Raw genomic sequence first — 24,735 nt, forward strand, 5'->3', positions numbered from 1 at the left:
AAAGATTAATCTACAGGACAAGGTGGAACTTCTAAGCCACGGCGTGCATAGAAATCTGCAACAAATTCGTCAAATGTGCCATTATCTAAGGCATCACGCATCATTTCGGTTAAGCGCAGGTAGTAACGTAAGTTATGAATCGTACCAAGCATTGAACCTAACATTTCACCGCATTTTTCTAAATGGAATAAATACGAACGGGTGAAGTTAGTACAGGTGTAACAATCGCAATGTGGGTCGAGTGGCCCTTGGTCATGGCGATACTGGCTGTTACGAATACGCACTAAACCGTCAGTGACAAAGTAATGACCATTACGCGCATTACGAGTTGGCATTACACAGTCAAACATATCTACGCCGCGACGTACCGCTTCCACGATGTCTTCAGGTTTACCTACGCCCATGAGGTAACGTGGTTTATCAGCAGGCATTTTTTCAGGGAGATAATCTAAAACTTTGATCATCTCTTCTTTTGGTTCACCGACAGACAAGCCGCCAATCGCATAACCATCAAAGTCAATTTCAAGTAAGCCTTTGAGGGACTCTTCACGCAGGTCTTGGTACATACCACCTTGGATAATACCAAACAGGGCATTACGGTTTTTCAATACCTCATGATGCTGCGTCTTACAACGTTTCGCCCAACGTAAAGACAACTGCAATGATTTTTGCGCTTCTTCGTGAGTGGCAGGGTAAGGGGTACATTCATCAAAAATCATCACAATGTCAGAGTTCAAGGTATGTTGAATGTCCATTGAGATTTCAGGTGATAAAAATACTTTAGAACCATCAATTGGCGAACGGAAGGTCACGCCTTCTTCTTTAATCTTACGCATTGCGCCAAGACTAAACACTTGGAAGCCGCCTGAATCGGTTAAAATTGGGTTATTCCATTTCATGAACTGATGTAAACCGCCGTGTTCACGGATCACATCTAAACCTGGACGTAGGTACAAATGGAAGGTGTTGCCTAAAATCACTTGAGATTTAATCTCTTTGATATCACGAGGTAACACGCCTTTTACCGTACCATAAGTACCCACAGGCATAAACATAGGTGTTTCAACTACACCATGTTCTAGGGTTAAGCGACCACGACGGGCACGACCCGACTGTGCTAATTTTTCAAACTTCATACACGTTCCAACTCAAGGCGAAAAAACAGTTCGCTGATGGCTAAAAATAAAGGGGGCTATTTTCCTTGATTCTGTGCCTAAACGCTAGCGTTTGCCGAGTTGCTGTGTGTTTTTGTGTAATTAGCGTTGCTTAAGCACATTACTATAGAACTGATCAATCCGCTCTAAAATCTCTTCACGGGTTAAGGCAAATTGAGGATCAGTGTCCATCGCTGCAATGGTTTGCACTAAGTTTTGAATATAAGGATTGATATCTGTAAAGGTTGCATCTAGGGTCAAAATATAGGCCTGATTGGCAACTTGCATATAATCAAAGGGGTCGATACGCGCCAATTGCGCAATATCCACCAGCAGATCTTTATCGGCTTGGGTGAGTTTTTTTAAACGTGCAGGATCATGCGCCACGCGCTGATGCTGTCTGAGCTGCATAAACTCTTGTAATAATTGGCTTGATTCATTTAAAAAAGCAGCGGAGCTGGTCTCAATATTAGGCTGGGCAGGCAAATGCACAAAAAATAAAATCTGATCGACGTCTAAACCATACGATTCCACCAAAGCTTCTTTGGCTTGTTTATAAGCATTCAGCAATAGGTCTAAATTATTGAGTTGTTGTAAATTTTGTTGTTGTAGCGGAGTACCAAAAAAATGCCGACGCTGAAAATAATCTGCCAGCAAGGTTTTAAAGGCATTTAGGCGACTGTCATGTGGGTTAGAACGAAAACGCCATTTGCTGACATTCCATTTATCATCATGACTTAAAAACTGTGCATAGTCTTCAACATCAGAAAATAAGCTACGTTTGGTGGCAATGGTTAAATAGTCGAGCATCATATACTCATTAAATACCAAGGCGCAGCCATAAATTTCGTCTTCATAATAACGATCATAAAGCTGATAAAATTCATGAATTAACGCATCTTTTAAGACAGGGAGATGTTCTAACATGAGATCCTTGGTGATAGTAATGCCCGAGTGTGAGCAGTCATTATATTTAAAAATTTGGTCGATAATCAAAGTTTTGCGTCGTTGAAGCGTCACGGAAAACTCGAATCGGCTTTTTGCCTGTTGTTGCAGTATTAATCAAGTTATTTGGAAAGATTTGAATATAATTGTTAAAAACTTCGACATTACGGTTAAAAATCGTAATAGCAGCACCGACGTTTTCATTTTGCTCTTCAATTTCTTGCATCATTTTCAAATAAATTTGATTGGCTTTAAGCTCAGGATAATTTTCCACCACCACATTTAAGTGCTGCATAAATTGTTTGCTCAATGCTTCAATTTGCTGCAATCGTCCAATATCCGTACTATCTGTTTTGAGTTGCACCACATTTTGGCGTAGTTCAGTCACTTGTGCCAAAGTGCCTTGTTCAAATTGACTATACTCGGCGAGTACAGGTGCCAAGCCTTCTAAAATTTTAACTTTTTGTCGTTCAAAACTGGCTACATCAGCCCATGCACGAATACTGGCATTATGATAGCGCACAATATTGTTGCGAATGATAATCACGGTCATGATGAACAAAATCACCAAACCTAGAAAAATCATGAGTTGCATGCGCTAGTCCTTATTGTAGTAAGCAGAGGAGATCGTTTTTTAGACGTTCTAATAAGGGTAATTTAAAAGTCCGTAAGTGTCCACGTAATGCCGATATATCTTGAATTTTTTTATGATGTTGGCGTTGAATCTGCATCAAAGGGTCTTTGCCTAAATAACACAGCATATTTTGGTTGGGGTTAATATATAACTCACCTTCACGCTGGCGAAAAAACTCAGCGAGTTTTAAGGTCAATGCAGGGGTCATTTTTTTAGCTAATTCTAATGGATTTTCCCCACCAATATATAAACGTTGACGAATTTGAATATCACTACTGTGCCATTGTAGGTGATAAGGATAGGGCAGTTTTTTATGTTCGGTACTGGCGGCAAAGGTGGCAAAGTCATGCTCTAGGTTAAAGACAAATACCCCCCATAAGCTTTGATGGATTTCTTTAGGGCGAATATGTTTAGTGTTTGGGTCGGGGCTGGCAAATTGATTGACAAAATGATACTCAAAAATTAACACCTGATGGCTTTGACCGTTATCTTCTTGCCAAACACAACTGGCAAAAAATGGAATCTCGTTGCTGACACGACCGCGATTAAAAATTGGAAATTGTTGTTTGAGTTGTGAAATTAATAAAGTCGGTCTTAACGGGCGCCCTAAAGCTTCGGGAACTTTGTGGTAGTTTAACTGATATCTTTTTGCAATGATGCTGTCTTGCAAATAGACAATCACCTCATCAATTGGACGTTGAGGGGCATATAACAAATAACTTAAAAAGATCAAGCAGCCACCCACAAAAGCAATGCTTTGGCTAAGTAAGGCATAAGGTTGGAACAATAGCAGCAATAGCAATAGCGTACCCATACCCACCAGCATGAATGCCAAAGCATTATCAAATTTTAAGCGTCTAGATGCACCCCATGGATGCAATTGATCGAGAATATCCTGTGCGGAATGGCTATTGCGACCAATCTGCCATAGCCGAGCGAGATTGTCCTCTACCTCAGCATTTTGCTTACTGCGTAAATGTAAAATGCGTTGACTGGTCTCGATCGGCATGGGTCTTTATTATTTTGCGATGTTATCGATTAACATAGCATCACCATAGCTAAAGAAGCGATAGCGATTTGCAACCGCATGTTGGTAGGCACTTAAGATGTTGTCGCGATTAGACAGCGCTGAAACGAGCATTAATAAGGTGGATTCTGGTAAATGGAAGTTAGTAATTAAACGATCTACCACTTTAAACTCATAACCTGGGTAAATAAAGATTTGCGTATCACCTGTCCATGCTTTGAGTTCACCGCCATTGGCTTGCGCTGCACTTTCAGTCGCACGCGTTGCAGTCGTACCCACAGCAATGACGTGTTTGCCGCGTGCTTTAGTATCACGAATCTTTTGCATGGCTTCTTCAGATACTTGGCACCATTCGCTATGCATAATATGGTTTTCAATATCTGTGGTACGCACTGGTAAGAAGGTGCCTGCACCGACATGCAAGGTGACAAAAGTGGTTTGAATGCCTTTTTCGGCTAATTTTTGCAGTAATTCTTCATCAAAATGCAAGCTGGCGGTCGGTGCTGCCACACTGGCAATTTTAGTTGGGTCATTAAACACGGTTTGATAGCGTTCGGTATCAATGGCTTCAGCTTCACGGTTAAAGTAAGGCGGAATAGGCAAGGCACCATATTGATCTAACACATCTAAAATGGGCTGTGAAAATTCAACAATAAACAAGTTTTCATGACGACCTTGTACGGTCACTTTGACTTGGTCTGGCCCAATAAAAAGTTCTGCCCCTGCTTTTGGGGAATTGCTGGCTTTAATATGACAATGCGCAATAAATTGATCTTGCATACGTTCAACCAAGACTTCAACCGCACCGCCAGACGCACGTTTACCTTTTAGGCGTGCTTTCATGACTTTGGTATCATTTAACACCAATAAGTCACCTAGATTGAGTAGCTCTAAAATGTCGGTAAATTGATGATCATGATGCTGACCGTGTTTATCTAAATGTAGTAAACGTGAAGCGCTACGTGTTTCTAAAGGATAACGAGCAATGAGTTCATCAGGGAGATCAAAATTAAAATCAGACAGTTGCATGTTGAACATAAAGGCTTAAAAAAACTGGCATTAGTATATGCCTTTTTGCTTAAAATGGCAGAAATTGCTGATTTTAACGACAAAAAAAAGCGATCTGCTTTAATTTTAAACAAAAGCAAAGATAAAGCGTTGACAGCTTAGAAAATTAGTTTATTATGGCCCTCACAACATCTCTCCCGAGGTGGTGAAATTGGTAGACGCGGCGGATTCAAAATCCGCTGTCAGAGATGACGTGTCGGTTCGAGTCCGACCCTCGGGACCAAATTTTGAAGACCCCAAACTGGTATTAAAGGTTTGGGGTTTTTTTATGTCTGTGTTTAATGTAAATAAAATTTAAAATTTATTTTTATAAGTTTTTGATTCGCTTAATTTTATACCGATTGGTAAAATAAAACTTATATATTATGTTAAGATTTAGCTGTATTTTGTATGTTTTGTTATTGTCATTTTAATAAAGAGCGTGCTAAATAATGGGGATAAAGAAGCTAATTTTTTCTTTATATGAGAAATATGAGAAAGAATTACGAGGCTGAGAATATGGAACTCAAATTATTAGAAATTGGCTCAGAAACTGAGCAGCTCAGTGCCTGTAAACTATCATTATTACTTGGCGTATTTGGTCAAGATAATCGTATTGCAGATTTTTTAAAGTTTGCGCGTAGTATGCTGCAAACTGATTATGCCATTTTGGCGTTTAAAGATGAGCCATATATCTGGTTTTCATCAGATGAGGGCTGCCGCCCGTTTTTATCTGAAGCCGATGCACAGGTCAATGAATTTTTTAAAGAAAGCGATTTAATCACGCCCGATCACCCGATTTACCCGCAAGCTTCAGCTTATATGCAAAGCTTAGGCATGCATCATCGGCGTATGTTGGCCGTTGACTTATGTGATCGCGAAGATTCTGTGGGTCATGTGTATTTATTTGATCAAAAAGATACAGCTTTTGATGATAAAAGTATTGTCATTGTGCGCGAGTTTATTCAAAGCCTCATGGGGCTGATTCGTTTACGTTTAGAAAATGCCGAACTTAAAGAAGAGTTTGAACAACAAGCGGCACTCAATTTTAGTAAAACCAAATTTTTTCAAATTATTGCACATGACTTACGCGCCCCATTTCATGGTTTATTGGGGTTTTCAGAAATCTTGGCCAAAGAGCGTGACACACTCGATGAAAAGGGCATTCAAGATATTAGTGATTATGTGTTTGATACTGCGCAGTCGACTTATAATTTATTGGAAAACTTACTCAATTGGGCGATGGCAGAAGGTGGACGTTTTGTCTATCACCCGATTAATTTTGCGCTATCACAATCCACTAAAATTGTGACAGATGTATTAGGCAGTTTAGCGGTCAAAAAGAACATTCAACTGATTAATCAAGTTGAAGAGCAGATAAAGGTATACGCTGATATTAATATGATTACTTCAGTGATTCAGAATTTGGTTTCGAATGCACTGAAATTTACTCATACCGATGGCACAGGTAAAGTGATTTTACGTGCTGAAATGCAGCAAGAACAAGTTCATATCTATATTCAAGATACTGGCTTAGGCATGACCAAAAATCAAATAGAGACCTTATTTGAGCCAAAAATCACTTTTAGTCGTCAAGGTACCTTAGGTGAAAAAGGCACGGGTTTAGGTTTGGTGTTGTGTAAGCGCTTTATAGACCTCAACCAAGGGCAGATTAGTGTGCAGTCTAAAGAAGGTGAAGGCACTGTGTTTAAAGTTACTTTACCCGCTGCTAACAATAGTCATCAAGTGCTAGAGCAGCGGCAAAGTCAGGTATGCTGATAAAAAAGTTTTCTAAAGCCCAAGCTTACTGTTATAACAGATAAAAATAGGGCTTGAGAAGAGTTAGGAATGAATACCGCACAGTTACAAAAGACTTTACGTGCCAGTCAGTACGCAGAACAAGTGCTTAGCGTGCATCCTGAATTATTACAACAAGATTATGCAACAGATGCATTTTTAACATCTCTAAGCACGGCGCAAATTTATGCTTATGTGGATCAAGCCCTACATGATGTGACTGATGAAAGTGGTTGGATGCGTCAGATGCGTATTTTGCGCGCGCGCCTTATGTTTCGCTGGATTTGGCAAGATGCCAATCAACTCACCGATGTAGTGACACTGACTCGTGAACTGTCTGATTTTGCTGATGCTGCAATTTGTGCCGCCAAAGATTTTGCTTTAGCACCTTTAGTGGCTAAATATGGTCAACCCATGGGTTATAACGGCAAAGTCCAAGATTTAATTGTCATTGCCATGGGTAAACTCGGTGCGCAAGAGCTGAATTTATCCAGTGATATCGACCTGATTTTTGCCTTTGATGAACAAGGTGAAACCGAAGGTGGACGTAAATGCATAGATGTGCAGCAGTTTTGTATTTTATGGGGACAAAAACTCATCTACTTATTGGATCACATCACCGCAGATGGTTTTGTGTTCCGTGTCGATATGCGTCTGCGTCCGTGGGGCGATGGTTCAGCACTTGCGATTAGCCATGTCGCGTTAGAGAAATATTTGAGTCAGCATGGACGTGAATGGGAACGTTATGCATGGATTAAAGCGCGTATTGTCAATCCAAGCCCTGAGGGTGATGAATTATTAGAGATGACGCGCCCATTTGTGTTCCGTAAATACGTCGATTACACCGCCTTTGAAGCCATGCGTGAAATGAAAGCCATGATTGAACGCGAAGTGGCACGGCGTAATATCGAAGATGATATTAAATTAGGTGCAGGTGGTATTCGTGAAGTTGAATTTATCGTCCAAGTTTTTCAGCTGATCTATGGTGGTTACCGCCTAGAACTGCAAGATCGCCAGTGTTTAGTCAGCTTAAGTCATTTAGATGATGCTGAATTACTTGATGAACAAGCAGTTATTGATTTAGAAGACGCGTATTTATTCTTACGCCGTGTTGAACATGCTATTCAGGCTTTAAATGATCAACAAACCCAGTCTTTACCGACAGAACCCGAACTACGTGCCCGTATTTCAGACACGCTTGGTTTCGCTGATTGGCAAGCATTTTTACAGTGCTTAAATGCCAAACGCGCCAAAGTCATGTATCAATTTGAACATCTGATTAAAGAAAAGGATTTAGACAGTTCAGTTGAAAGCATGAGCCAACTCGAACAACGTTTACATGAAGTTTTAGATGAAAACGCGAAGAATTTAGTACATGAGTTTTGGCATGGACACGCCTTAAAAAAATTACCGGCTAAAGCCATTCAACGCCTTAAAACCTTTTGGCCGCATTTAATTGAAGCGGTGTTGCAATCTGATAACCCACAAATGGCTTTGGTACGTTTAATGCCTTTGGTGGAATCGGTGATGCGCCGTACCGTATATTTGGTCATGCTGATTGAAAGCAAAGGTGCTTTGCAGCGTTTAGTGAAAATGGCGACTGTTAGCCCATGGATTTGTGAAGAACTCACGCATTACCCAGTGTTACTGGATGAATTTTTATCTATGGATTTTGAATTACCTAAACGCCAAGATTTAGAGGATTCACTGCGTCAGCAATTATTGCGGATTGAGATTGATCAAGTTGAAGATCAAATGCGTGTGCTACGTTTGTTTAAAAAATCCAATGTATTGACTGTGGCGGCCAGTGACGTGCTTGCTGAAAGCCCACTCATGAAAGTTTCCGATGCCTTAACCGATATTGCCGAAGTTTCAGTGAAAGCCACTTTGCATTTGGCTTATCAAACGGTCGCTAAAAAACATGGTGATCCACTGGATTTAGAGGGGCAGCGTTGTTCGCTCGATCATATTGCCTTTAGTGTGATTGGTTATGGCAAAGTCGGTGGCATTGAACTGGGTTATGGGTCTGATTTAGATCTTGTGTTTATTCATGCTATGGATGAACAAGCTGATACCAATGGTAAAAAACCCATTAGCGGTTTTGAGTTTGCGATGCGCGTGGCACAAAAATTTATGTCCCTGATGACCACGCAAACCTTAGATGGCCGCGTCTATGAAATTGACACCCGTTTGCGTCCATCAGGTGAGGCAGGTTTACTGGTCACCAGCTTTAAAGCTTTTGAACAATATCAGTTTAAAAGTGCATGGGTGTGGGAACATCAAGCTTTAGTGCGGGCTCGTTCAATTGCAGGTGAGGCCAGCCTTTGCCAAAAATTTGAGGAGTTACGTTGCCTTATTTTGACTCAGCCTCGCGACGAAGCCAATGTTCGTACCGAAGTGCTGAAAATGCGCCAAAAAATGAAACAGCATTTAGGTTCATCAAAAGAGCAACAAAAAGATGGAATTTTTCATTTAAAACAGGATGCAGGTGGTATCGTTGATATCGAATTTATGGCACAGTATGCTGTATTAGCATGGAGTGGGTCGAATCCCGATCTCGCCCATTACTCTGACAACGTACGAATCCTTGAGGATGCCGCAAGAACGGAATGCTTATCCAGCGCCGACGCGACAGCATTGATTCAAGCTTATCTTCGTGAACGAGCCGAGAGCCATCGTCTAGCACTTGCAAATCAATCCATGCAAGTTTTGGCAGATGATTGGCACGATACCCGAGAGGTCGTTTGCAAGTTATGGCAAAGATTAATTGATCCAAGTGCAGTGTTTGCCTTGGATAAAAATGACTGTGTATAACAATTTGGAGTGTGTGTCATGAATTTGGCTGATCGTGATGGTTTTATTTGGCAAGATGGACAATTAGTTGATTGGCGTGAGGCAAAAACTCACGTACTTACACATACCTTGCATTACAGTATGGGTGTGTTTGAAGGTGTCCGTGCCTATGAAACCCCAAATGGAACGGCTATTTTCCGTTTAAAAGAACACACTAAGCGTCTTTTGAATTCTGCAAAAATCTATCAAATGAAAGTTCCATTTGATCAAGCAGCATTAGAGCAAGCTCAAATTGATGTGGTTCGTGAAAATAAATTAGCATCTTGCTACTTACGTCCAATTATCTTTATTGGTTCAGAAAAATTAGGTATTGCTGCAACAGACAATACCATTCATGCAGTGGTTGCGGCATGGAGCTGGGGTGCTTACCTTGGTGAAGAAGCGATGGCTAAAGGTATTCGCGTAAAAACTTCATCATTTACGCATCACCATCCAAACGTGACCATGTGTAAAGCCAAAGCATCGGGTAACTACACTTTATCGATTCTTGCGCATCAAGAAGTGGCTCACTCAGGTTATGACGAAGCAATGTTACTTGATCCACAAGGTTATGTATGCCAAGGTTCAGGCGAAAACGTATTCTTAGTGCGTGATGGCGTGATTCACACCCCTGATATCGCAGGTGGTGCGCTTGATGGTATTACACGTCAAACCATCATTACGATTGCTAAAGACTTAGGTTACGAAGTTGTAGAACGTCGTATCACGCGTGATGAATTCTACATTGCTGATGAAGCATTCTTCACAGGTACAGCGGCAGAAGTAACACCAATTCGTGAATACGATGACCGTCAAATTGGTGAAGGTGTACGTGGTCCAATCACAACTCAAATTCAAAAAGCATACTTTGATGCAGTACAAGGTAAAGATCCTAAATATGCACACTGGTTAACTTACGTAAAATAAGTCAATCGGGTAGTATGAGAGGCGAAACGAAAGTTTCGCCTTTTTTATTGTGGTTGAAGTAGGTTGATACATGCATATTGTTTATGTGACAGATGGAAAAGCAGGGCATCGTTCGCAGGCTTTGGGTTTATATAAAGCTATGCAGCGTTTAAGCACGCAGCAAGTGACCTTTGAAGAGGTGGCTGCTGAATCTCTATCTGCGTTTAACTTATTTTTAGCGCGTGGCAATCAGCAGCATCCATTGATCCAACAAACACCTGATTATATTTTTAGTGTGGGGAGTCAGACTCAACTTAAAGCGCTGCTTTTGGGGCAAGTTTTTCCAAAAGCCAAGACTTTGGTGTTGATGAAGCCCAAGTTTCCTTTGGCATGGTTTGACTATGTGGTTGTGCCAAAACACGATGGAATTACGGCAGAAAACAACGTGATTGTGACAGAAGGAGCTTTAAACCCGATTGTGAATGAAAAGCGCCATCAATCTAAACGGATTTTAATTGCTTTGGGTGGTGACTCTAAACGTCACAAATGGAACGACGCCAAGGTTTTAGCAGCCATTGAAAAAATTGTACAAGACAACAAAAAATCGGACATTATTTTAACCACCTCACGCCGCACCCCAAAACAATTCTTAACCCAACTCAACACACACAGCTTTGCAGCAAAATTACAGATTTTCCCTGTCGAAGATACGCCACAAGGCTGGATTTTTGAACAGATGCAATTGGCTGAAGCGGTTTGGGTCACAGAAGACAGCGTTTCCATGATTTATGAAGCCTTAACAGCAGGCTGTAAGGTGGGATTAATTGCCATTGATCGTTTAAAACAAGACCGGATTACACAATCAGTTGATTTTTTATTGCAACAAAAACAGGTCAGTCAGGTCACCTCAAGCCTGCATTTGCCAAAAGCCGCTCAATTTAAAGAAGCAGATCGTGTGGCAGCCATCTTGTTATGAAAATCCATTTTTCCAAGGCTGCATTGTCTTATAATGCGCAAGTCGTATAAAAGTTAGGTTAAATAATGGCAGAGCAACAAGTGCAGTGGTCAGCTGCAGATGTGATTGGTAAAGGTGCAAACCGTATTTGTGTACGCGATGTACAAGACCCTGCCATATGCCTCAAAATTGATTTACCTAAGCATCAGCGTAGCGTCAAAAATTTTCGCCAACGTATTCGCCGTGAATTGAGTGATCGCTTGAGTCTATTTAATGAAAATTATATCGAGTGGCAGGCCTATCAAAGTCTAGTCCAGCGTTTAGGTCACGACATTCTTGATCCTTATATGGCGCGTTGTATTAGTTTAGATGCCAGTGCCCAAGGCTTAATACTACGCTGTGAATTGGTACAAAGTGCCGATGGTCAAGTTGCAAAAAGCTTATTTCATTATATGCAGCATCCAGATGAGATGAACCCTGATGCGTTATGTGCAGCGCTCGATCAGTTCCAAGCTTGGTTGATTAAATATAATATTCCACTGTTTGATTTAAACTCAGGTAATTTAGTGGTGCAACGCCAAGGGCAACAGTTACAGCTCAAATGTATTGATGTAAAGTCGGTACTGCGTAGTAAAGAAATTATTCCAGTGTCTTATTGGTTTAAAAAGCTGATGCATAACAAGATTAAACGCCGTATTGCACGCTTAAAAGTTTTGATTCAACGTCATATTCAGAAGAAAGCCCCATGAAAATTGTACAAATTATGGCAACCAGTGGTGGTGGCTTAGGTGGTTTAGAACAACATACCTTTAACCTTGTTAATGCGCTAGCCCAAGAGCACGAAGTGCATTTTATTGCGCTAGATGTGTACGCTAAACAGGTACATAGCAAGGTACATTTCCATGCTTTTGATTTTGCGCGTAGTCGTTTAAATCCATTGTTGTGGTGGCAACTGGCGCGACTGATTCAGCAAATTCAACCCGATATTGTGCATGCGCAAGCGGGTAAAGCTGCTGAATTGATCAAACGTATTCGTAGCTATTTACCCAAAAAAGCTAAAGTCGTGACGACAGTGCATGGTACCAAAAAAAATAAAGCCATTTATGCACATGCCGATGCTGTAATTGCGGTGAGTTCTGCTTTAACTGCCGGCATTCCTGAGCATAAAGCGCATGTGATTTATAATGGAGTACATCCACAGCCCAGTTTAACGGCTACGCAAGCACAAGCATTAAAAGCACAAGTGCTAGCGCAGCATTCTGCCTTAGATCCAAGTCAAAAAACCGTGATATGTATTGGTCGCTTGGAACCTGTAAAAAATATTGCTTTGTTGATTCAAGCCATGCAGGGCATTCATGCAAATCTGTGGATTGTGGGAGATGGTTCATTACGTGCGGCACTTGAACAGCAAGTTAAAGACTTAAATATGAGCCAGCAAGTGGCGTTTTTAGGTTTTCGTAGCGATGCGCGTGATTTACTACAACTTGCGGATGTGGTTGCACTTTCCTCGGAACGTGAAGGTTTCCCATTGGTGATGGTTGAGGCTTTACAGGCAGAAAAAATTATGGTTTCTACTAAGGTCAATGGTGTAGTGGAATGGTTGCCTACTGAAGCCTTAGCAGATTTAAATGATATGCAGGGTTTACATCAAGCGCTAAAAACAGCTTTAGCCAGCAATCCACAGCAAGCACCACATTGGGCGACTTTATTTAAACGCGCGCAACAACAACTGACTGTGGGCAGTATGGCGCAGCAAACAGCAGCACTTTATCAACAATTATTGGTTCACTAAGATAGATTCAACATGCAAAATTCAAAACTTCGTTATGTTGCGCTTGGCGATTGCGTGACTTTAGGTGCACCCCTACAACAACAAAATGCCTATCCTGAACGGGTTGCCAAAGCGATGGGTTGGCAAGTGACCAACTATGGTCATACCATGTCGAGTACGCGTGAAGGTTTACAATATTTTAAAAAACCAGATGTACAAAGTGCAGATGTACTCTCCATTCAATACGGTATTTTAGATTCTTGGCAAACGTTTAAAGGTGCGCCCTTTGTCTTGTATTACCCAGATACCAAATGGCGTAAATTTTTGCGTAAGATCGTGAAAAAAATTAAAAAGTATGGTCGAAAATTGAATTTTCATGCTCTATTTGGTACACGCAATGTGGTACCCGTTGAAGAATATATCGCTAATATTCAATACATGATTGAGCATAGCCAAGCTCAATATATTTTATTGCCAGAAATTTATCCAAATCAGGACTTAAGCCGTGAACCACGTATTTAGGCTTATAACCAAGCTTTAGCTAAATTGCACGATGGCCAACGTGTGTTTGTGATCAAGCATTTTGACTTGTTAAAAGCTCATTTAAACAGTGATTATTATGATGATCCAACTCATTTGTCGGGCAAAGGACATCAAGCCGTGGCGGACAATATATTGGCTCACTTAAAACAGCATGGCATGACTTAAGACTAAAACCTTCAGCAATGAAGGTTTTTTAGCAATGAGCAGCTTAACAACCTTTATATAAATGTGGGTGACTTGGCATACGACGGAAGCGTTTATATGACCAAATATATTGTTCAGGTGCTTGGTTAATCATGTCCTGCATATCATGATTTAGGCAATCCACCGAGCGCTGTAAATCTTGGCCATTAATATCATCATGCATGCTTTGGCAAATGACTTTAAAGCCTGATTTTTCACGGATACAGCTTAAGCCTAGTACATTACATTGGGTTTTTTGCGCCAATTTAGACACCAAAGTAGTACAGAGTACATCTTGTGCAAAAAACTTGGCATAAATCCCACCGGAAGGTTTAGGTAAATGGTCGGGCAAAATCACAGTTAAGCCGCCTTGCTTTAAATGTTTAAAGATAGCACTGACGCCAGTTTTGTCGGTGGCGACTAGTGTGGCATTGAAATTTTCACGCGCTTTTAAAACAAAACGATCTACACTTTTGTTTTTATTGGGTTTGTACATAATCACAGGCATAGCATATTGACTCAGCCAAGCATTGAGTAATTCCCAACTGCCAAAATGGGTCACCACCACAATCACGCCTTTTCGATTGGCAATAGCATCTTCAAGCAAAGCTGCACCTTGTACATTACGGAGTAAATCTAAGCTATAGGCTTTGGGCATGCCCCAACATTTAATCGACTCAACATAGGTATAGCACTGACTTTTTAAGCTGCTTTTGAGGAGTTGGGTGTGCGCTTGATGAGACAGACTGGGATAAACCAACTTAAGATTGGCTTGGCTAATCTTTTTAAAAGAAGAGGGTAAAAAGTACAGCAATGAAGCTAAACAATGGGCAAGCGTATACAGCCAAGTCAAAGGCAAACGTGCTATGACTTTTAAAAAATAATAAAGCATAAAGATAAAAACAAAAAAAAGGCGGGAGAAGATTAAAGCCTTTAAAAATTAAAGGCTTTAAAGAAATTAATTCTTATATTTGTCTGGATTGCCCATCAAGACCATATAAATTAAGGCAATAAAAATTACAAATGCACCAGCAATACTACTCACGCAAAAATACAAAATTCGCTCATTAGTATCTAAGCTAAATAAGTTATTGGCTAAGATATAGCGCATAAATAACCATTGCACGACTGAAAATACAATCAGCATAATGCCTTTATTACGAACTGCAGGACGCATAGCCATCGCTTGCTTACCCAAAAATTAAACTAAGGCTATTATGCCACTGTTAGCAAGCAGGCTCAATGACACAAAAAAAGCCCTGCAAATGCAGGGCTTTTCGTTTTTATTCTCTCTTTGTATTTTTCTCAGCGGGAGAAAAAAGAGAGATTAAAAAATTACTTCGCTTCTTCAGCTTTTGGTTTTTCGCGTAAACGAATACCAAGGTCACGCAATTGATTGCTTTCAACTGGCGCAGGTGCTTGAGTCAATGGACATTCAGCAGTCTTGGTTTTCGGGAACGCAATCACGTCACGAATTGAAGATGCACCAGTCATCAACATCACAAGACGGTCAAGACCAAATGCTAAACCACCGTGCGGAGGCGCACCGTATTTAAGCGCGTTAAGTAAGAAGCTGAATTTCTCTTCTGCTTCTTCTTCAGAAATGCCAAGCGCTTCAAAGATGGCTTTTTGCATTTCTAGGTTGTAAATACGTAGAGAACCACCACCGATTTCAGTACCGTTTAATACCATATCGTAAGCAACAGACAACGCTTCACCTGGGTTATTCTTCACTTCTTCAACAGTTGATTTTGGAAGTGTGAATGGGTGATGCACAGATGTCCACTTACCATCATCCGTTTCTTCGAACATTGGGAAGTCAACCACCCAAAGCGGTGCCCACTCGCAAGTTGCAAGTTTCATGTCATGACCAATTTTCACACGAAGTGCGCCCATTGCATCATTGACGATTTTCGCTTTGTCTGCGCCGAAGAATACGATATCGCCGTTTTCAGCACCCACGCGTTTTAATAGATCAAGTACGATTGGCTCGATGAATTTAACGATTGGTGATTGAAGACCTTCAATACCTTTTTCGATGTCGTTAACTTTGATGTAAGCCAAACCGCGTGCACCGTAGATGCCCACAAATTTCGTGTATTCATCAATTGCAGAACGTGGTAGAGAACCCGCACCTGGTACGCGAAGCGCAACAATACGGCCTTTAGGATCTTTCGCAGGACCTGCGAATACTTTGAACTCAACGTCTTGCATCATGTCTGCAACGTCAACCAATTTCAAAGGAATACGCATATCTGGTTTGTCAGACGCATAATCACGCATTGCATCTGCATAGGTCATACGTGGGAATTTGTCGAACTCAACGTTTAGAAGTTCTTTGAACATCTTAACTGTTAAAGTTTCCATTAAATCCATGATGTCATCGTCACTCATGAACGATGTTTCAACGTCGATTTGGGTGAATTCAGGCTGACGGTCAGCACGTAAGTCTTCATCACGGAAACATTTAGCAATTTGGTAGTAACGATCAATACCGCCAACCATCAACAACTGTTTGAATAGCTGTGGAGATTGTGGTAGTGCGTAGAAGCTACCATTTGATACACGGCTTGGTACTAAATAGTCACGCGCGCCTTCAGGTGTTGCACGCGTTAAAATTGGTGTTTCAACGTCTAAGAAACCATTGTCTTCGAAGTAGTTACGAATCAAGTTAGTTAATTTAGAACGGAAACGTAAACGATCAAGCATTTCTGGACGACGGATGTCTAAGAAACGGTACTTTAAACGTACTTCTTCAGAAATATTGGTGTTTTCGTCATTCAATGGGAATGGCGGAGTTTCAGACGCCGCAAGTACTTCGATTTCTTTACCAAGTACTTCGATTTGACCACTGGTAATATTCGCGTTTTCAGTGCCTTCGTAACGACGACGTACGCGGCCTGTGATTTTTAATACGAATTCTGAACGCGCTTTATCCGCAGTTGCGAAAGCTTCTGGTGTATCTGGATCGATAACCACTTGCACAAGACCGTCACGGTCACGCATGTCAAGGAAGATTACACCACCGTGGTCACGGCGACGGTGTACCCAACCGCATAAAGTTACTGTTTGGTCGATTTGCGCTTCAGTTAAAGAACCGCAGTAATGAGTTCGCATCATGGCGTATAAAATCCAACTATATGGGTTACAAAAAAGCTACTACGTAAACAGCGTAAGCTTTTATTCAAAGTCTAGGATTATGCCTCTTTGAGTCATGCCTCACAAGAACTACAACAAAAAACAGCGCTAAATTGAGCTAAAGCTGATATTTATCGCGAAAAAGTTGCTGCCAAATGCTTAAAATCGTTAAAGCAAAGGTCGAAAGCAGTAAGAAAATTTGGCTAAACTCGTTAAAAGCTCGACCAATAAAATAATAGCGATGCTGTTGCAGGGCTTGGAGTGGGAACTGTGTCAAATAATCATAGCTCCAATAGGCAGCCAGCAACGTGGCAAGTGCAAAAATTGCTGCAATGACCGCACGTAGGGTAAAGCTGTGCAAATCTGAGACGTGATAGCGCTGAATATAGCGCATGATCCAATAGCCCAAGAGAGGTAGCGCAGCCACAGAACTGGTGATTTGCAAGATAAAATGTAGCGGATAACCAGAGCCAAACCAATGTACAGGCTGACTTAAAAAATCGTGTAAAATCAGGGTGCGAAAATCTACATGGGTTAAGCCATCCCATAAAATATGAGTGGCATTGCCGACAAGTAACGCAATTAACATACAAACAATAAACTTGAACGCACTAAATAAATTATAAATTTGAATAGGGTCGATTAAATTGAATAACCGATACAACATTGGGCGATAAATTAAATACCACAGTGCACAAAAGCCCAAACCAATGAATAAATTAGGATAAATTTGCCCCGACCAACTATGCGCAATGCGTCCAGCATCAGTCACAAATAAGCGGTATAAATCAGGCAGCATGCAACCAATCGCCAGTGCTGCAAGCGGCAGGGTTTGTTTGCTCACACGGGCTAATATTGGCGCAAGTACAGCATGCGATAAAGTAAACGGCATTCCAACTCAGTTTAATTGAGATTTTGCTTTTAGCTTAACTGAACTTGCCAAACAGCACTGTTTTTTATTGCAAAAATAATGAAATGTTATATTATAACATTATTCTGATTTTACCGACTTTGAGCCTTAAGTCATGTCCCTACATAAGAACCTGATTACACTTGCAATTTTTGCCTCAGTGGCGCCACTGAGTCTTGCTGACCAAGCAACTGCAACTTTAGATACCATTCAATTGACCGCGCATCCATTGGTACAAACAGCGGCTGATTTTGCCGTGGCGGATCATGTGATTGATCAAAAACAGCTGAGCCAACGTGCAGCCACTATTGGTGATGCTTTGGCTGGTGAGTTGGGGGTATATTCGAATCAATATGGTTCAGGCTCAAGTCGTCCTGTGATTCGTGGTCAAGATGGCGCACGCGTTAAAGTATTACAACATGCCTCAGAACCGGCGGATGCATCAAGCTTATCGCCTGACCATGCAGTCACAGTAGATCCTTTACTGGCCAAGCAAGTCGAAGTGATTCGTGGCCCGTCAACACTCCTGTATGCAGCAGGCACGGTAGGTGGCTTGGTGAATGTCACAGATCAAAAAATTCCAACCCAAATGCCTGAAGAAGGTTTAGAGGGCACAGTAGGTCTACGCTATAACTCAGGAAGTGACGAAAAACTGGCCAGTGCTGGTGTGACAGCTGCTTTAGGTGATCAGTTTGCTTTACGTGTAGAAGGCTTAAAGCGTAAAGCCAATGACTATATTGCACCGGATTATTTCCATGAGCATGATGGTGAACTCGAGAAAGAGCGCCGTGTCGGTAATACTTTTGCTGAAGGACAAACGGTAAATATTGGGGGTTCTTGGATTCATGAGCGTGGCTTTGTCGGGCTGGCCTATAGCAATCGTCAAGACCAATATGGTTTGCCGGGGCACAGCCATGAATACGAAAGCTGTCATCCACATGGTGATCATCTACACTGTGCTGGCAATGATCACGGCCATGGTCATGACGATCATGATCACGACGACCATGATGAGCATGGACACGACGATCACGAGCATGCACATGCCGGCCCATGGGTCGACCTCAAATCAGAGCGTTATGATTTACGTGCTGAATTAGAACAGCCCTTTAAAGGCTTTGACAAGTTACGTGCCCACGCCAGCTACACCGACTATAAACATGACGAAATTGAAGGCGGCGAAGTCTTAACTAACTTTAAAAATCAGGGTTATGACGGTCGTTTAGAGTTAGTCCACCAACCGATAAAAGGTTGGGAAGGTGTGATTGGTACGCAATATAGTCAGCAAGATCTAGAAATTACCGGTACAGAAACCTTGTTGGCACCAAGTAAAACTAAAAAATGGAGCATCTTTGGCTTAGAACATAAGCAAGTGGGTGATGTACATTTAGAAGTTGGTGCGCGTGTGGATCAGCAAAAGATTGCAATTGATTCAACACAAAAAGATCATGACGACACGGCTTTCTCAGGCTCTATGGCAGCCAATTGGGAATTTGCACCAAGTTATAAACTTTCTGTAGTGGGTTCACATCAACAACGTCTGCCTTTGGCACAAGAGCTATATGCCGATGGTAAACACTTTGCCACCAACACTTACGAGTTAGGCAATCAGAATCTAGATGTCGAAAAATCTAATAACTTAGAAGTGGGACTGCATTACCAAGGGGATCAGTTAGATTATCACGTGCATGTTTACCACAATTGGTTTGATAACTACATTTACGGTGCAACTTTAGATCGCTTTGAGAACTTCCGCCTAGTTGAATATACTCAGGATAAAGCTAAATTTTACGGTACAGAAGCACAAGCAGGTTATAAACTCAATGACACCTATCATCTGAGTGTATTTGGTGACTATGTGCGTGGAAAAATTGATGGCGATAATGCACCGCGTGTTCCTGCTGGTCGTTTAGGCACCAAAGTCAATGCTCAATTTGATGATCAGTGGTCGGGTAGTGCAGAGTATTATCATGTGTTTAAACAAGATAAATTTGCTGATTTTGAACAACAAACCCAAGGCTACAATATGGTCAATGTGGGCTTAAATTACAGCGGTCGTTATGGCAATGATCAAGACTACCGTGTGTATTTAAAAGCCAACAATTTATTGGATGATCAAGTCTATTCTCATGCCTCGTTCTTATCCAATATTCCACAGGTGGGACGTAACTTTACTGTAGGCCTAGAGTTTGACTTCTAAGCCAAATACACAGAAAAGCCCTTGAAAATTCATACAATAAAACCTAGTCTGAGCGCATTGGACTAGGTTTTTTGTTATGCGTATCTTCCAGAGAATTCACACCAAGTTAAATTGGTCACTTCGTCGTTATATTGCTGTGGTGATTGCGATTTTATTGCTCAGCCTTGTAGCATCCGGTGTTTATCATATCTATAAACCCTTGCCTGAAGGTCTCAATTACACCGGCAAATTACGTCATGCCGAAGTGGAATTTCTAAGTGATCAAACTTATGTTGATCAACATGGTAAGCCACACACGCAGCAGATGATTTTTGAGCGTATGCTGAAAATGATTGATGATGCACAAAGCTTGATTGTGCTGGATATGTTTTTATTGAATGCGGAAACTGGCGAGTCGAAGCTTGAGCATCGACCATTAACCCAGCAGCTTACTCAAGCCTTAATTCAAAAGCGTTACCTCAATCCAAATATCGAAATTAAAGTGATTACTGATCCAATTAACTCAGTTTATGGTGGTGTGCAGCCTGAGCATTATCGACAAATGCGCCAAGCCGGTATTGATGTGATTGAAACCGATTTAACCCCGTTACGTGCCTCTAATCCAACATGGTCAAGTTTTTGGTATTTATGTTGCCAAGGTATTCAAAATAACGCGCAAGGCGGTTGGTTACCCAATCCTGTTGGCGCAGGCAAAGTCACTTTACGTAGCTATTTAAATCTAGCCAACTTTAAAGCCAATCATCGTAAAGTTTTGGTGGTGGACTCAGCAACCGGTTGGCAAAGTTTAGTCACCTCCATGAATACCCATGATGGTAGCTCACGTCATTCTAATGTCGCGTTATGGGTCAAAGGGCATACCGCAATTGATGTGCTGAATACTGAACACAGCGTAGGGCAGATGTCCAAAGCCAATATGCCGATGGTGATTGTGGGTGATTTTGAAGCCGAAAAAACTCAGCCCCAAGTACAATTACTGACTGAAAAAGCCATTTATGATGCGGTTTTACAGAGTATTGCCAGTAGCAAAAAAGCTGGTGTAGAACTGGATTTAGCGATGTTTTATTTATCTGATCGCCGTGTGATTGAAGAGCTGATTGCAGCCCATGCGCGTGGGGTGAAAATTCGGGTTTTATTAGATCCGAATAAAGATGCGTTTGGTCGCACTAAAAATGGTATTCCGAATCGTCCTGTGGCAGCAGAATTACATAAAGCGGGTATTGATGTACGTTGGTGTAATACCCAAGGTGAACAATGTCATAGCAAAATGCTAATTAAACGCGATGCTTACAATACAGAGATCATTTTAGGTTCAGCGAATTACACGGCACGTAATTTAAAAAATTATAATTTAGAAAGTAATTTACGTGTAATTGGCGGTCGTGATGCACAGGTCTTTAAAGATGCAGCGCAGTATTTTAACACGGCTTGGTCAAATTTAGACGGCAAGCAAATCAGTGTCGACTATGCCAAATATGCTGATGAGTCTACATTAAAATATGCGCTCTATCGCTTGATGGAATGGAGTGGGATCGGGACGTTTTAATTTAAATCCCTCCTAACCTCCCTTTAAAAAAGGGAGGAAACATCACTCTAAATAAAGAGAGAATATTTCCCTCTCCTTTGAGGAGAGGGCAAGGGAGAGGTGTTGATTTTATGGCTGTGGATTTGGCGGTACGATCTGATCGAGTTCTTTATCGGTCATTTGATCAAGCTCTTCAATTTTGGTTTTAATTTTCCATTTCTCTGCATCATCTACAGGATTGGGTAAACGTGCTTCTAACCAATCACACACCACATCTGGTGGGAAATCAGCATGGTTACATTGAATTACCCAACATAAGAAATCTTTCGCTTCACCATTCATATAGGGTGGTGGCGAAACCGGTAAAAATTGCGTCGGTAAGCGTTCATTTTTAGAAATATAGTTTAAAACGTGTCCCAATTCTTGCACAGTTTGCCATGCCAATGGATGTTCAACATTAATTTGAAACTTAAACCACCATGCATGCTGACCATCGGTGCCATAGCTTTCGATTAACGCCTTACGCACACTTGGTACTTTGCAGAAATACTCATAGAGACGGTCGAAACTTAATTGTTCAGCCACAATACTTCACTCAGCCAGAAAAAAAGCTATCTTAACATAAACTTGGTTTTGCTTTAAAAGCCAAGTTGTTATGCTAGGGTCAAAGCAAATAAGGAGCATTACATGCGTCAATTTCTGACTTATACGCTATTACTTGCCTTGATGACTCCGCAAGTCTGGGCAGAGAGTCCTTGGGCAGGCTACCGTGGTGTAGAGAAAAAAGTGCAGCGCCCGATGCGCCCTAAACCACCACATCCAGCGCAGTGGCCACGTCCACAGCCGCATGTTTCTATTCAATATCAAGGCCCCACGACTGTTACTCAAAATAGCCAAAGTTATAGCTTTGTAAATGGTCAGCCAGCCACGTCTTATATCCAAAGTTCCAACTATGTTTTTATTTCCGATTGGCAGCGTTTGGGCTTACCTACGCCACCAAGCGGTATGTATTGGATTTATGAAAATGGGCGTTATGCTTTAGTGCCGCAGCGTTAAGCCAATTCATCATCTTCAGGGCGTGGATTTTTAGCTTGTGCTAACGGCCGATCTTGTCGTTTGCTGCGCATGACCGAAGGTTAATAGCATAAAGCAAAGCGCACCCTTTGCGGATTTGGCCATGATTTTATCTCTTAATTGCCGGATAGCTTTATAAGAAAAATCATGCAATTTTGATGCATATTATGCTAAAAAAATACCTGCTCAAGGCAGGTATTTTAGAGATATAAACTTTAAGCCTGACGAGTAAAGTATTCAGGGCTAAAGCTCATAATCACATCTGCGCCAGATTTAATTTTGTTGATGCGCATCGCCAGTTCCGGCAAAATGCGTTGTACAAAGTAAATCGCTAGGGTGAGTTTATCTTGATAAAAATCACCAGTTTTGCCTTGTGCTGCATGGGCAATACGCGCCAACATATAGCTAAAGCTCAGTAAGCCTACGGCATGTAAATAATCCACCGCCACGGCATTGGCAAAGTTTGGATTTTCTTCGGCAGCCTCTAAAATAAATTGCGTCACCGATTCTAGTTCTGTGGCGGCATCTAAGGTCGCATCTTTAATAAAATTCAGTTCTGCATCGAGTTGATTGGCAAAATCACGTATTTCATCAATATAGGCAGTTAAGAATTTGCCTTGGCATTTAATGGTTTTACGGCCAATTAAATCTTGCGATTGAATGCCATTGGTGCCTTCATAAATTTGCGCAATACGTAAATCGCGTACGCATTGTTCCATGCCCCATTCACGGATATAACCATGTCCGCCAAAACACATTTGTGCATCTAAAACGGCTTGAAAAGCGGTATCGGTTAAATAGGCTTTGGCAATGGGTGTCAACAGGGCAACACGCTCGTTGGCGGCTTTGACTGCTTCTGGGTCGTTAGAAAATTTAGTGATGTCCAGTTGCTGCGCCACATATACTGCAAAGGCACGCGAAGCTTCATTATTAACGCGCGTATTCAGCAACATACGACGTACATCGGCATGCACTAAAATGGAATCAGCAGCTTTGTCAGGAGATTGAACCCCTTCGGCACTGCGGCCTTGCAAACGATCGGTGGCATATTGTGCGGCATTTTGGTAAGCAAATTCAGATGCGCCTAAACCTTGAATACCCATCGATAAGCGTTCGTAATTCATCATCACAAACATTGCTGCCAAGCCTTCATTTTCTTGACCGACAATAAAACCTTTGGCGCCATCAAAATTCATCACGCAAGTCGCAGAACCTTTAATCCCCATTTTATGTTCAATCGAACCTGCTGCGACATGATTGCGCTCCCCTAAGGAGCCATCCTCATTGACTAAAATTTTAGGCACAATAAATAGCGAAATACCACGCGAACCTGCTGGGGCATCAGGCGTTTTAGCCAAAACCAGATGAATAATGTTTTCAGTTAAATCGTGATCACCGCCAGTAATGAAAATTTTAGTGCCAGTAATATTGTAAGAGCTGTCTGGATTTTTCTCGGCTTTAGTTTTAATGATGCCCAAATCGGTGCCGGCATGAGGTTCGGTTAGGCACATAGTGCCGGCCCATTCGCCGCTATACATTTTAGGTAAATAGGTTTGTTTTTGTTGTTGTGAGGCATAACTATCTAAGGCTAAACCTGCACCAACAGAAAGTAGTGAATACAAGGTAAAGGCGGGATTGGTGGCAAACAGCATTTCATCGCTAAGCACGGTCAGCATTTTAGGCATGCCTTGTCCACCCCATTGTTCATCGGCACCTAAACCTAGCCAACCACCTTGCGCATATTGTTCAAAAGCGGCCTTAAATCCCTCAGGTGTCGTCACCACACCATCTTTAATTTGTGCACCTTGTTCATCGCCTGTACGGTTTAACGGCAATGTGACATTTTGGCTAAATTTAGCCATCTCTTCTAAAATGGCTTCTGCGGTTGCAGCATCCACATGGGAAAGTTTTGGAGTGGCTTGCCAAAAAGAAGGCGCATGAAAAACATCATTGAGAATAAATTTCATATCCGCAAGTGGTGCATTATAGATTGGCATTATTGACTCACCTCGTTGTTGTATTTAATTGGTTTTGTGCTTTTTATAAACAAAAGGGACGCTCATTGCAATGAGTGTCCCTAGAACTGTGAAGGAAAAT

Annotated in this window: 21 protein-coding genes and 1 tRNA gene; 11 read left to right on the plus strand and 11 right to left on the minus strand. The window is 41.5% G+C overall.

The window, feature by feature from the left end; translation table 11 throughout:
- Nucleotides 1-5: 5 nt before the first annotated feature.
- The 5 genes from tgt to queA all read right to left on the minus strand — a co-directional run bounded on the left by tgt (nucleotide 6) and on the right by queA (nucleotide 4,789).
- Nucleotides 6-1,136, minus strand: coding sequence for a tRNA guanosine(34) transglycosylase Tgt (gene tgt / locus CYK47_RS05005; RefSeq protein WP_122899509.1), 1,131 nt, complete (start codon nucleotides 1,134-1,136; stop codon nucleotides 6-8).
- Between the two features lie 120 nt (nucleotides 1,137-1,256).
- Nucleotides 1,257-2,081 (minus strand): DUF4303 domain-containing protein, encoded by an 825-nt coding sequence (locus CYK47_RS05010; RefSeq protein WP_122899511.1) that lies wholly within the window; start codon nucleotides 2,079-2,081, stop codon nucleotides 1,257-1,259.
- Nucleotides 2,082-2,127: 46 nt separating this feature from the next.
- Nucleotides 2,128-2,694: a LemA family protein gene (locus CYK47_RS05015; protein ID WP_122899513.1), complete on the minus strand. Its 567-nt coding sequence runs from the start codon at nucleotides 2,692-2,694 to the stop codon at nucleotides 2,128-2,130.
- A gap of 10 nt (nucleotides 2,695-2,704) precedes the next feature.
- On the minus strand, nucleotides 2,705-3,742 hold the full coding sequence (locus CYK47_RS05020; protein WP_122899515.1) for a hypothetical protein: 1,038 nt from the start codon (nucleotides 3,740-3,742) through the stop codon (nucleotides 2,705-2,707).
- Nucleotides 3,743-3,751: 9 nt separating this feature from the next.
- On the minus strand, nucleotides 3,752-4,789 hold the full coding sequence (queA, locus tag CYK47_RS05025; RefSeq protein ID WP_122899517.1) for a tRNA preQ1(34) S-adenosylmethionine ribosyltransferase-isomerase QueA: 1,038 nt from the start codon (nucleotides 4,787-4,789) through the stop codon (nucleotides 3,752-3,754).
- Between the two features lie 175 nt (nucleotides 4,790-4,964).
- Between queA and CYK47_RS05030 the strand changes: the two genes are divergently transcribed.
- From CYK47_RS05030 to CYK47_RS05065, 8 genes are all read left to right on the plus strand, one after another.
- Nucleotides 4,965-5,051 (plus strand) — tRNA-Leu (locus tag CYK47_RS05030).
- Between the two features lie 275 nt (nucleotides 5,052-5,326).
- Entirely contained in the window at nucleotides 5,327-6,586 is a 1,260-nt protein-coding gene (locus CYK47_RS05035; protein WP_122899519.1) for a sensor histidine kinase, read from the plus strand.
- 69 nt (nucleotides 6,587-6,655) lie between these two features.
- Complete coding sequence (gene glnE / locus CYK47_RS05040; RefSeq protein ID WP_122899520.1) at nucleotides 6,656-9,418, plus strand: bifunctional [glutamate--ammonia ligase]-adenylyl-L-tyrosine phosphorylase/[glutamate--ammonia-ligase] adenylyltransferase; 2,763 nt, start codon at nucleotides 6,656-6,658, stop codon at nucleotides 9,416-9,418.
- A gap of 18 nt (nucleotides 9,419-9,436) precedes the next feature.
- Nucleotides 9,437-10,363 carry a branched-chain amino acid transaminase gene (locus tag CYK47_RS05045; RefSeq protein WP_122899522.1) on the plus strand — a complete coding sequence of 309 codons (927 nt, stop codon included), beginning with the start codon at nucleotides 9,437-9,439 and terminating at the stop codon, nucleotides 10,361-10,363.
- 70 nt (nucleotides 10,364-10,433) lie between these two features.
- Complete coding sequence (locus CYK47_RS05050; RefSeq protein WP_122899524.1) at nucleotides 10,434-11,318, plus strand: mitochondrial fission ELM1 family protein; 885 nt, start codon at nucleotides 10,434-10,436, stop codon at nucleotides 11,316-11,318.
- 65 nt (nucleotides 11,319-11,383) lie between these two features.
- A complete protein-coding gene (locus tag CYK47_RS05055) occupies nucleotides 11,384-12,046 on the plus strand; it encodes a YrbL family protein (protein ID WP_122899526.1) in 663 nt (220 codons plus the stop codon).
- Nucleotides 12,043-13,089 (plus strand): glycosyltransferase, encoded by a 1,047-nt coding sequence (locus CYK47_RS05060; protein ID WP_122899528.1) that lies wholly within the window; start codon nucleotides 12,043-12,045, stop codon nucleotides 13,087-13,089. Before CYK47_RS05055 ends, CYK47_RS05060 begins: the two co-directional genes overlap by 4 nt.
- Nucleotides 13,090-13,101: 12 nt before the next feature.
- The gene (locus CYK47_RS05065; RefSeq protein WP_252150247.1) at nucleotides 13,102-13,590 is read left to right on the plus strand and encodes an SGNH/GDSL hydrolase family protein; all 489 of its coding nucleotides are present in this window, start codon (nucleotides 13,102-13,104) and stop codon (nucleotides 13,588-13,590) included.
- 229 nt (nucleotides 13,591-13,819) lie between these two features.
- Here CYK47_RS05065 and CYK47_RS05070 read toward each other — a convergent pair whose 3' ends face one another.
- From CYK47_RS05070 to CYK47_RS05085, 4 genes are all read right to left on the minus strand, one after another.
- On the minus strand, nucleotides 13,820-14,686 hold the full coding sequence (locus CYK47_RS05070) for a lysophospholipid acyltransferase family protein (RefSeq protein ID WP_122899530.1): 867 nt from the start codon (nucleotides 14,684-14,686) through the stop codon (nucleotides 13,820-13,822).
- A 66-nt stretch (nucleotides 14,687-14,752) separates the two neighbouring features.
- Nucleotides 14,753-14,977, minus strand: coding sequence for a hypothetical protein (locus CYK47_RS05075; protein ID WP_122899532.1), 225 nt, complete (start codon nucleotides 14,975-14,977; stop codon nucleotides 14,753-14,755).
- Between the two features lie 152 nt (nucleotides 14,978-15,129).
- Nucleotides 15,130-16,914 carry an aspartate--tRNA ligase gene (gene aspS, locus CYK47_RS05080; protein WP_122899534.1) on the minus strand — a complete coding sequence of 595 codons (1,785 nt, stop codon included), beginning with the start codon at nucleotides 16,912-16,914 and terminating at the stop codon, nucleotides 15,130-15,132.
- 136 nt (nucleotides 16,915-17,050) lie between these two features.
- The gene (locus CYK47_RS05085; protein ID WP_122899536.1) at nucleotides 17,051-17,824 is read right to left on the minus strand and encodes a DUF4184 family protein; all 774 of its coding nucleotides are present in this window, start codon (nucleotides 17,822-17,824) and stop codon (nucleotides 17,051-17,053) included.
- Between the two features lie 133 nt (nucleotides 17,825-17,957).
- Here CYK47_RS05085 and znuD point away from each other — a divergent pair, with 133 nt between their 5' ends.
- Nucleotides 17,958-20,042, plus strand: a complete 2,085-nt coding sequence (gene znuD / locus CYK47_RS05090; RefSeq protein WP_122899538.1) for a zinc piracy TonB-dependent receptor ZnuD — start codon at nucleotides 17,958-17,960, stop codon at nucleotides 20,040-20,042.
- Between the two features lie 76 nt (nucleotides 20,043-20,118).
- The gene (locus tag CYK47_RS05095) at nucleotides 20,119-21,585 is read left to right on the plus strand and encodes a phospholipase D-like domain-containing protein (RefSeq protein WP_122899540.1); all 1,467 of its coding nucleotides are present in this window, start codon (nucleotides 20,119-20,121) and stop codon (nucleotides 21,583-21,585) included.
- Between the two features lie 108 nt (nucleotides 21,586-21,693).
- On the opposite strand, the gene CYK47_RS05100 is transcribed toward CYK47_RS05095, so the two are convergent.
- Entirely contained in the window at nucleotides 21,694-22,149 is a 456-nt protein-coding gene (locus CYK47_RS05100) for a hypothetical protein (protein WP_122899542.1), read from the minus strand.
- Between the two features lie 102 nt (nucleotides 22,150-22,251).
- On the opposite strand from CYK47_RS05100, the gene CYK47_RS05105 reads away from it, so the two are divergent.
- On the plus strand, nucleotides 22,252-22,620 hold the full coding sequence (locus tag CYK47_RS05105; RefSeq protein ID WP_122899544.1) for an RcnB family protein: 369 nt from the start codon (nucleotides 22,252-22,254) through the stop codon (nucleotides 22,618-22,620).
- Nucleotides 22,621-22,853: 233 nt separating this feature from the next.
- Here the strand turns inward: CYK47_RS05105 and CYK47_RS05110 are convergent, their stop codons facing one another.
- Nucleotides 22,854-24,635, minus strand: a complete 1,782-nt coding sequence (locus tag CYK47_RS05110; RefSeq protein WP_122899547.1) for an acyl-CoA dehydrogenase C-terminal domain-containing protein — start codon at nucleotides 24,633-24,635, stop codon at nucleotides 22,854-22,856.
- Nucleotides 24,636-24,735 lie beyond the last annotated feature (100 nt).

This window comes from Acinetobacter sp. B51(2017) (assembly GCF_003711395.1).
GTDB lineage: Bacteria > Pseudomonadota > Gammaproteobacteria > Pseudomonadales > Moraxellaceae > Acinetobacter.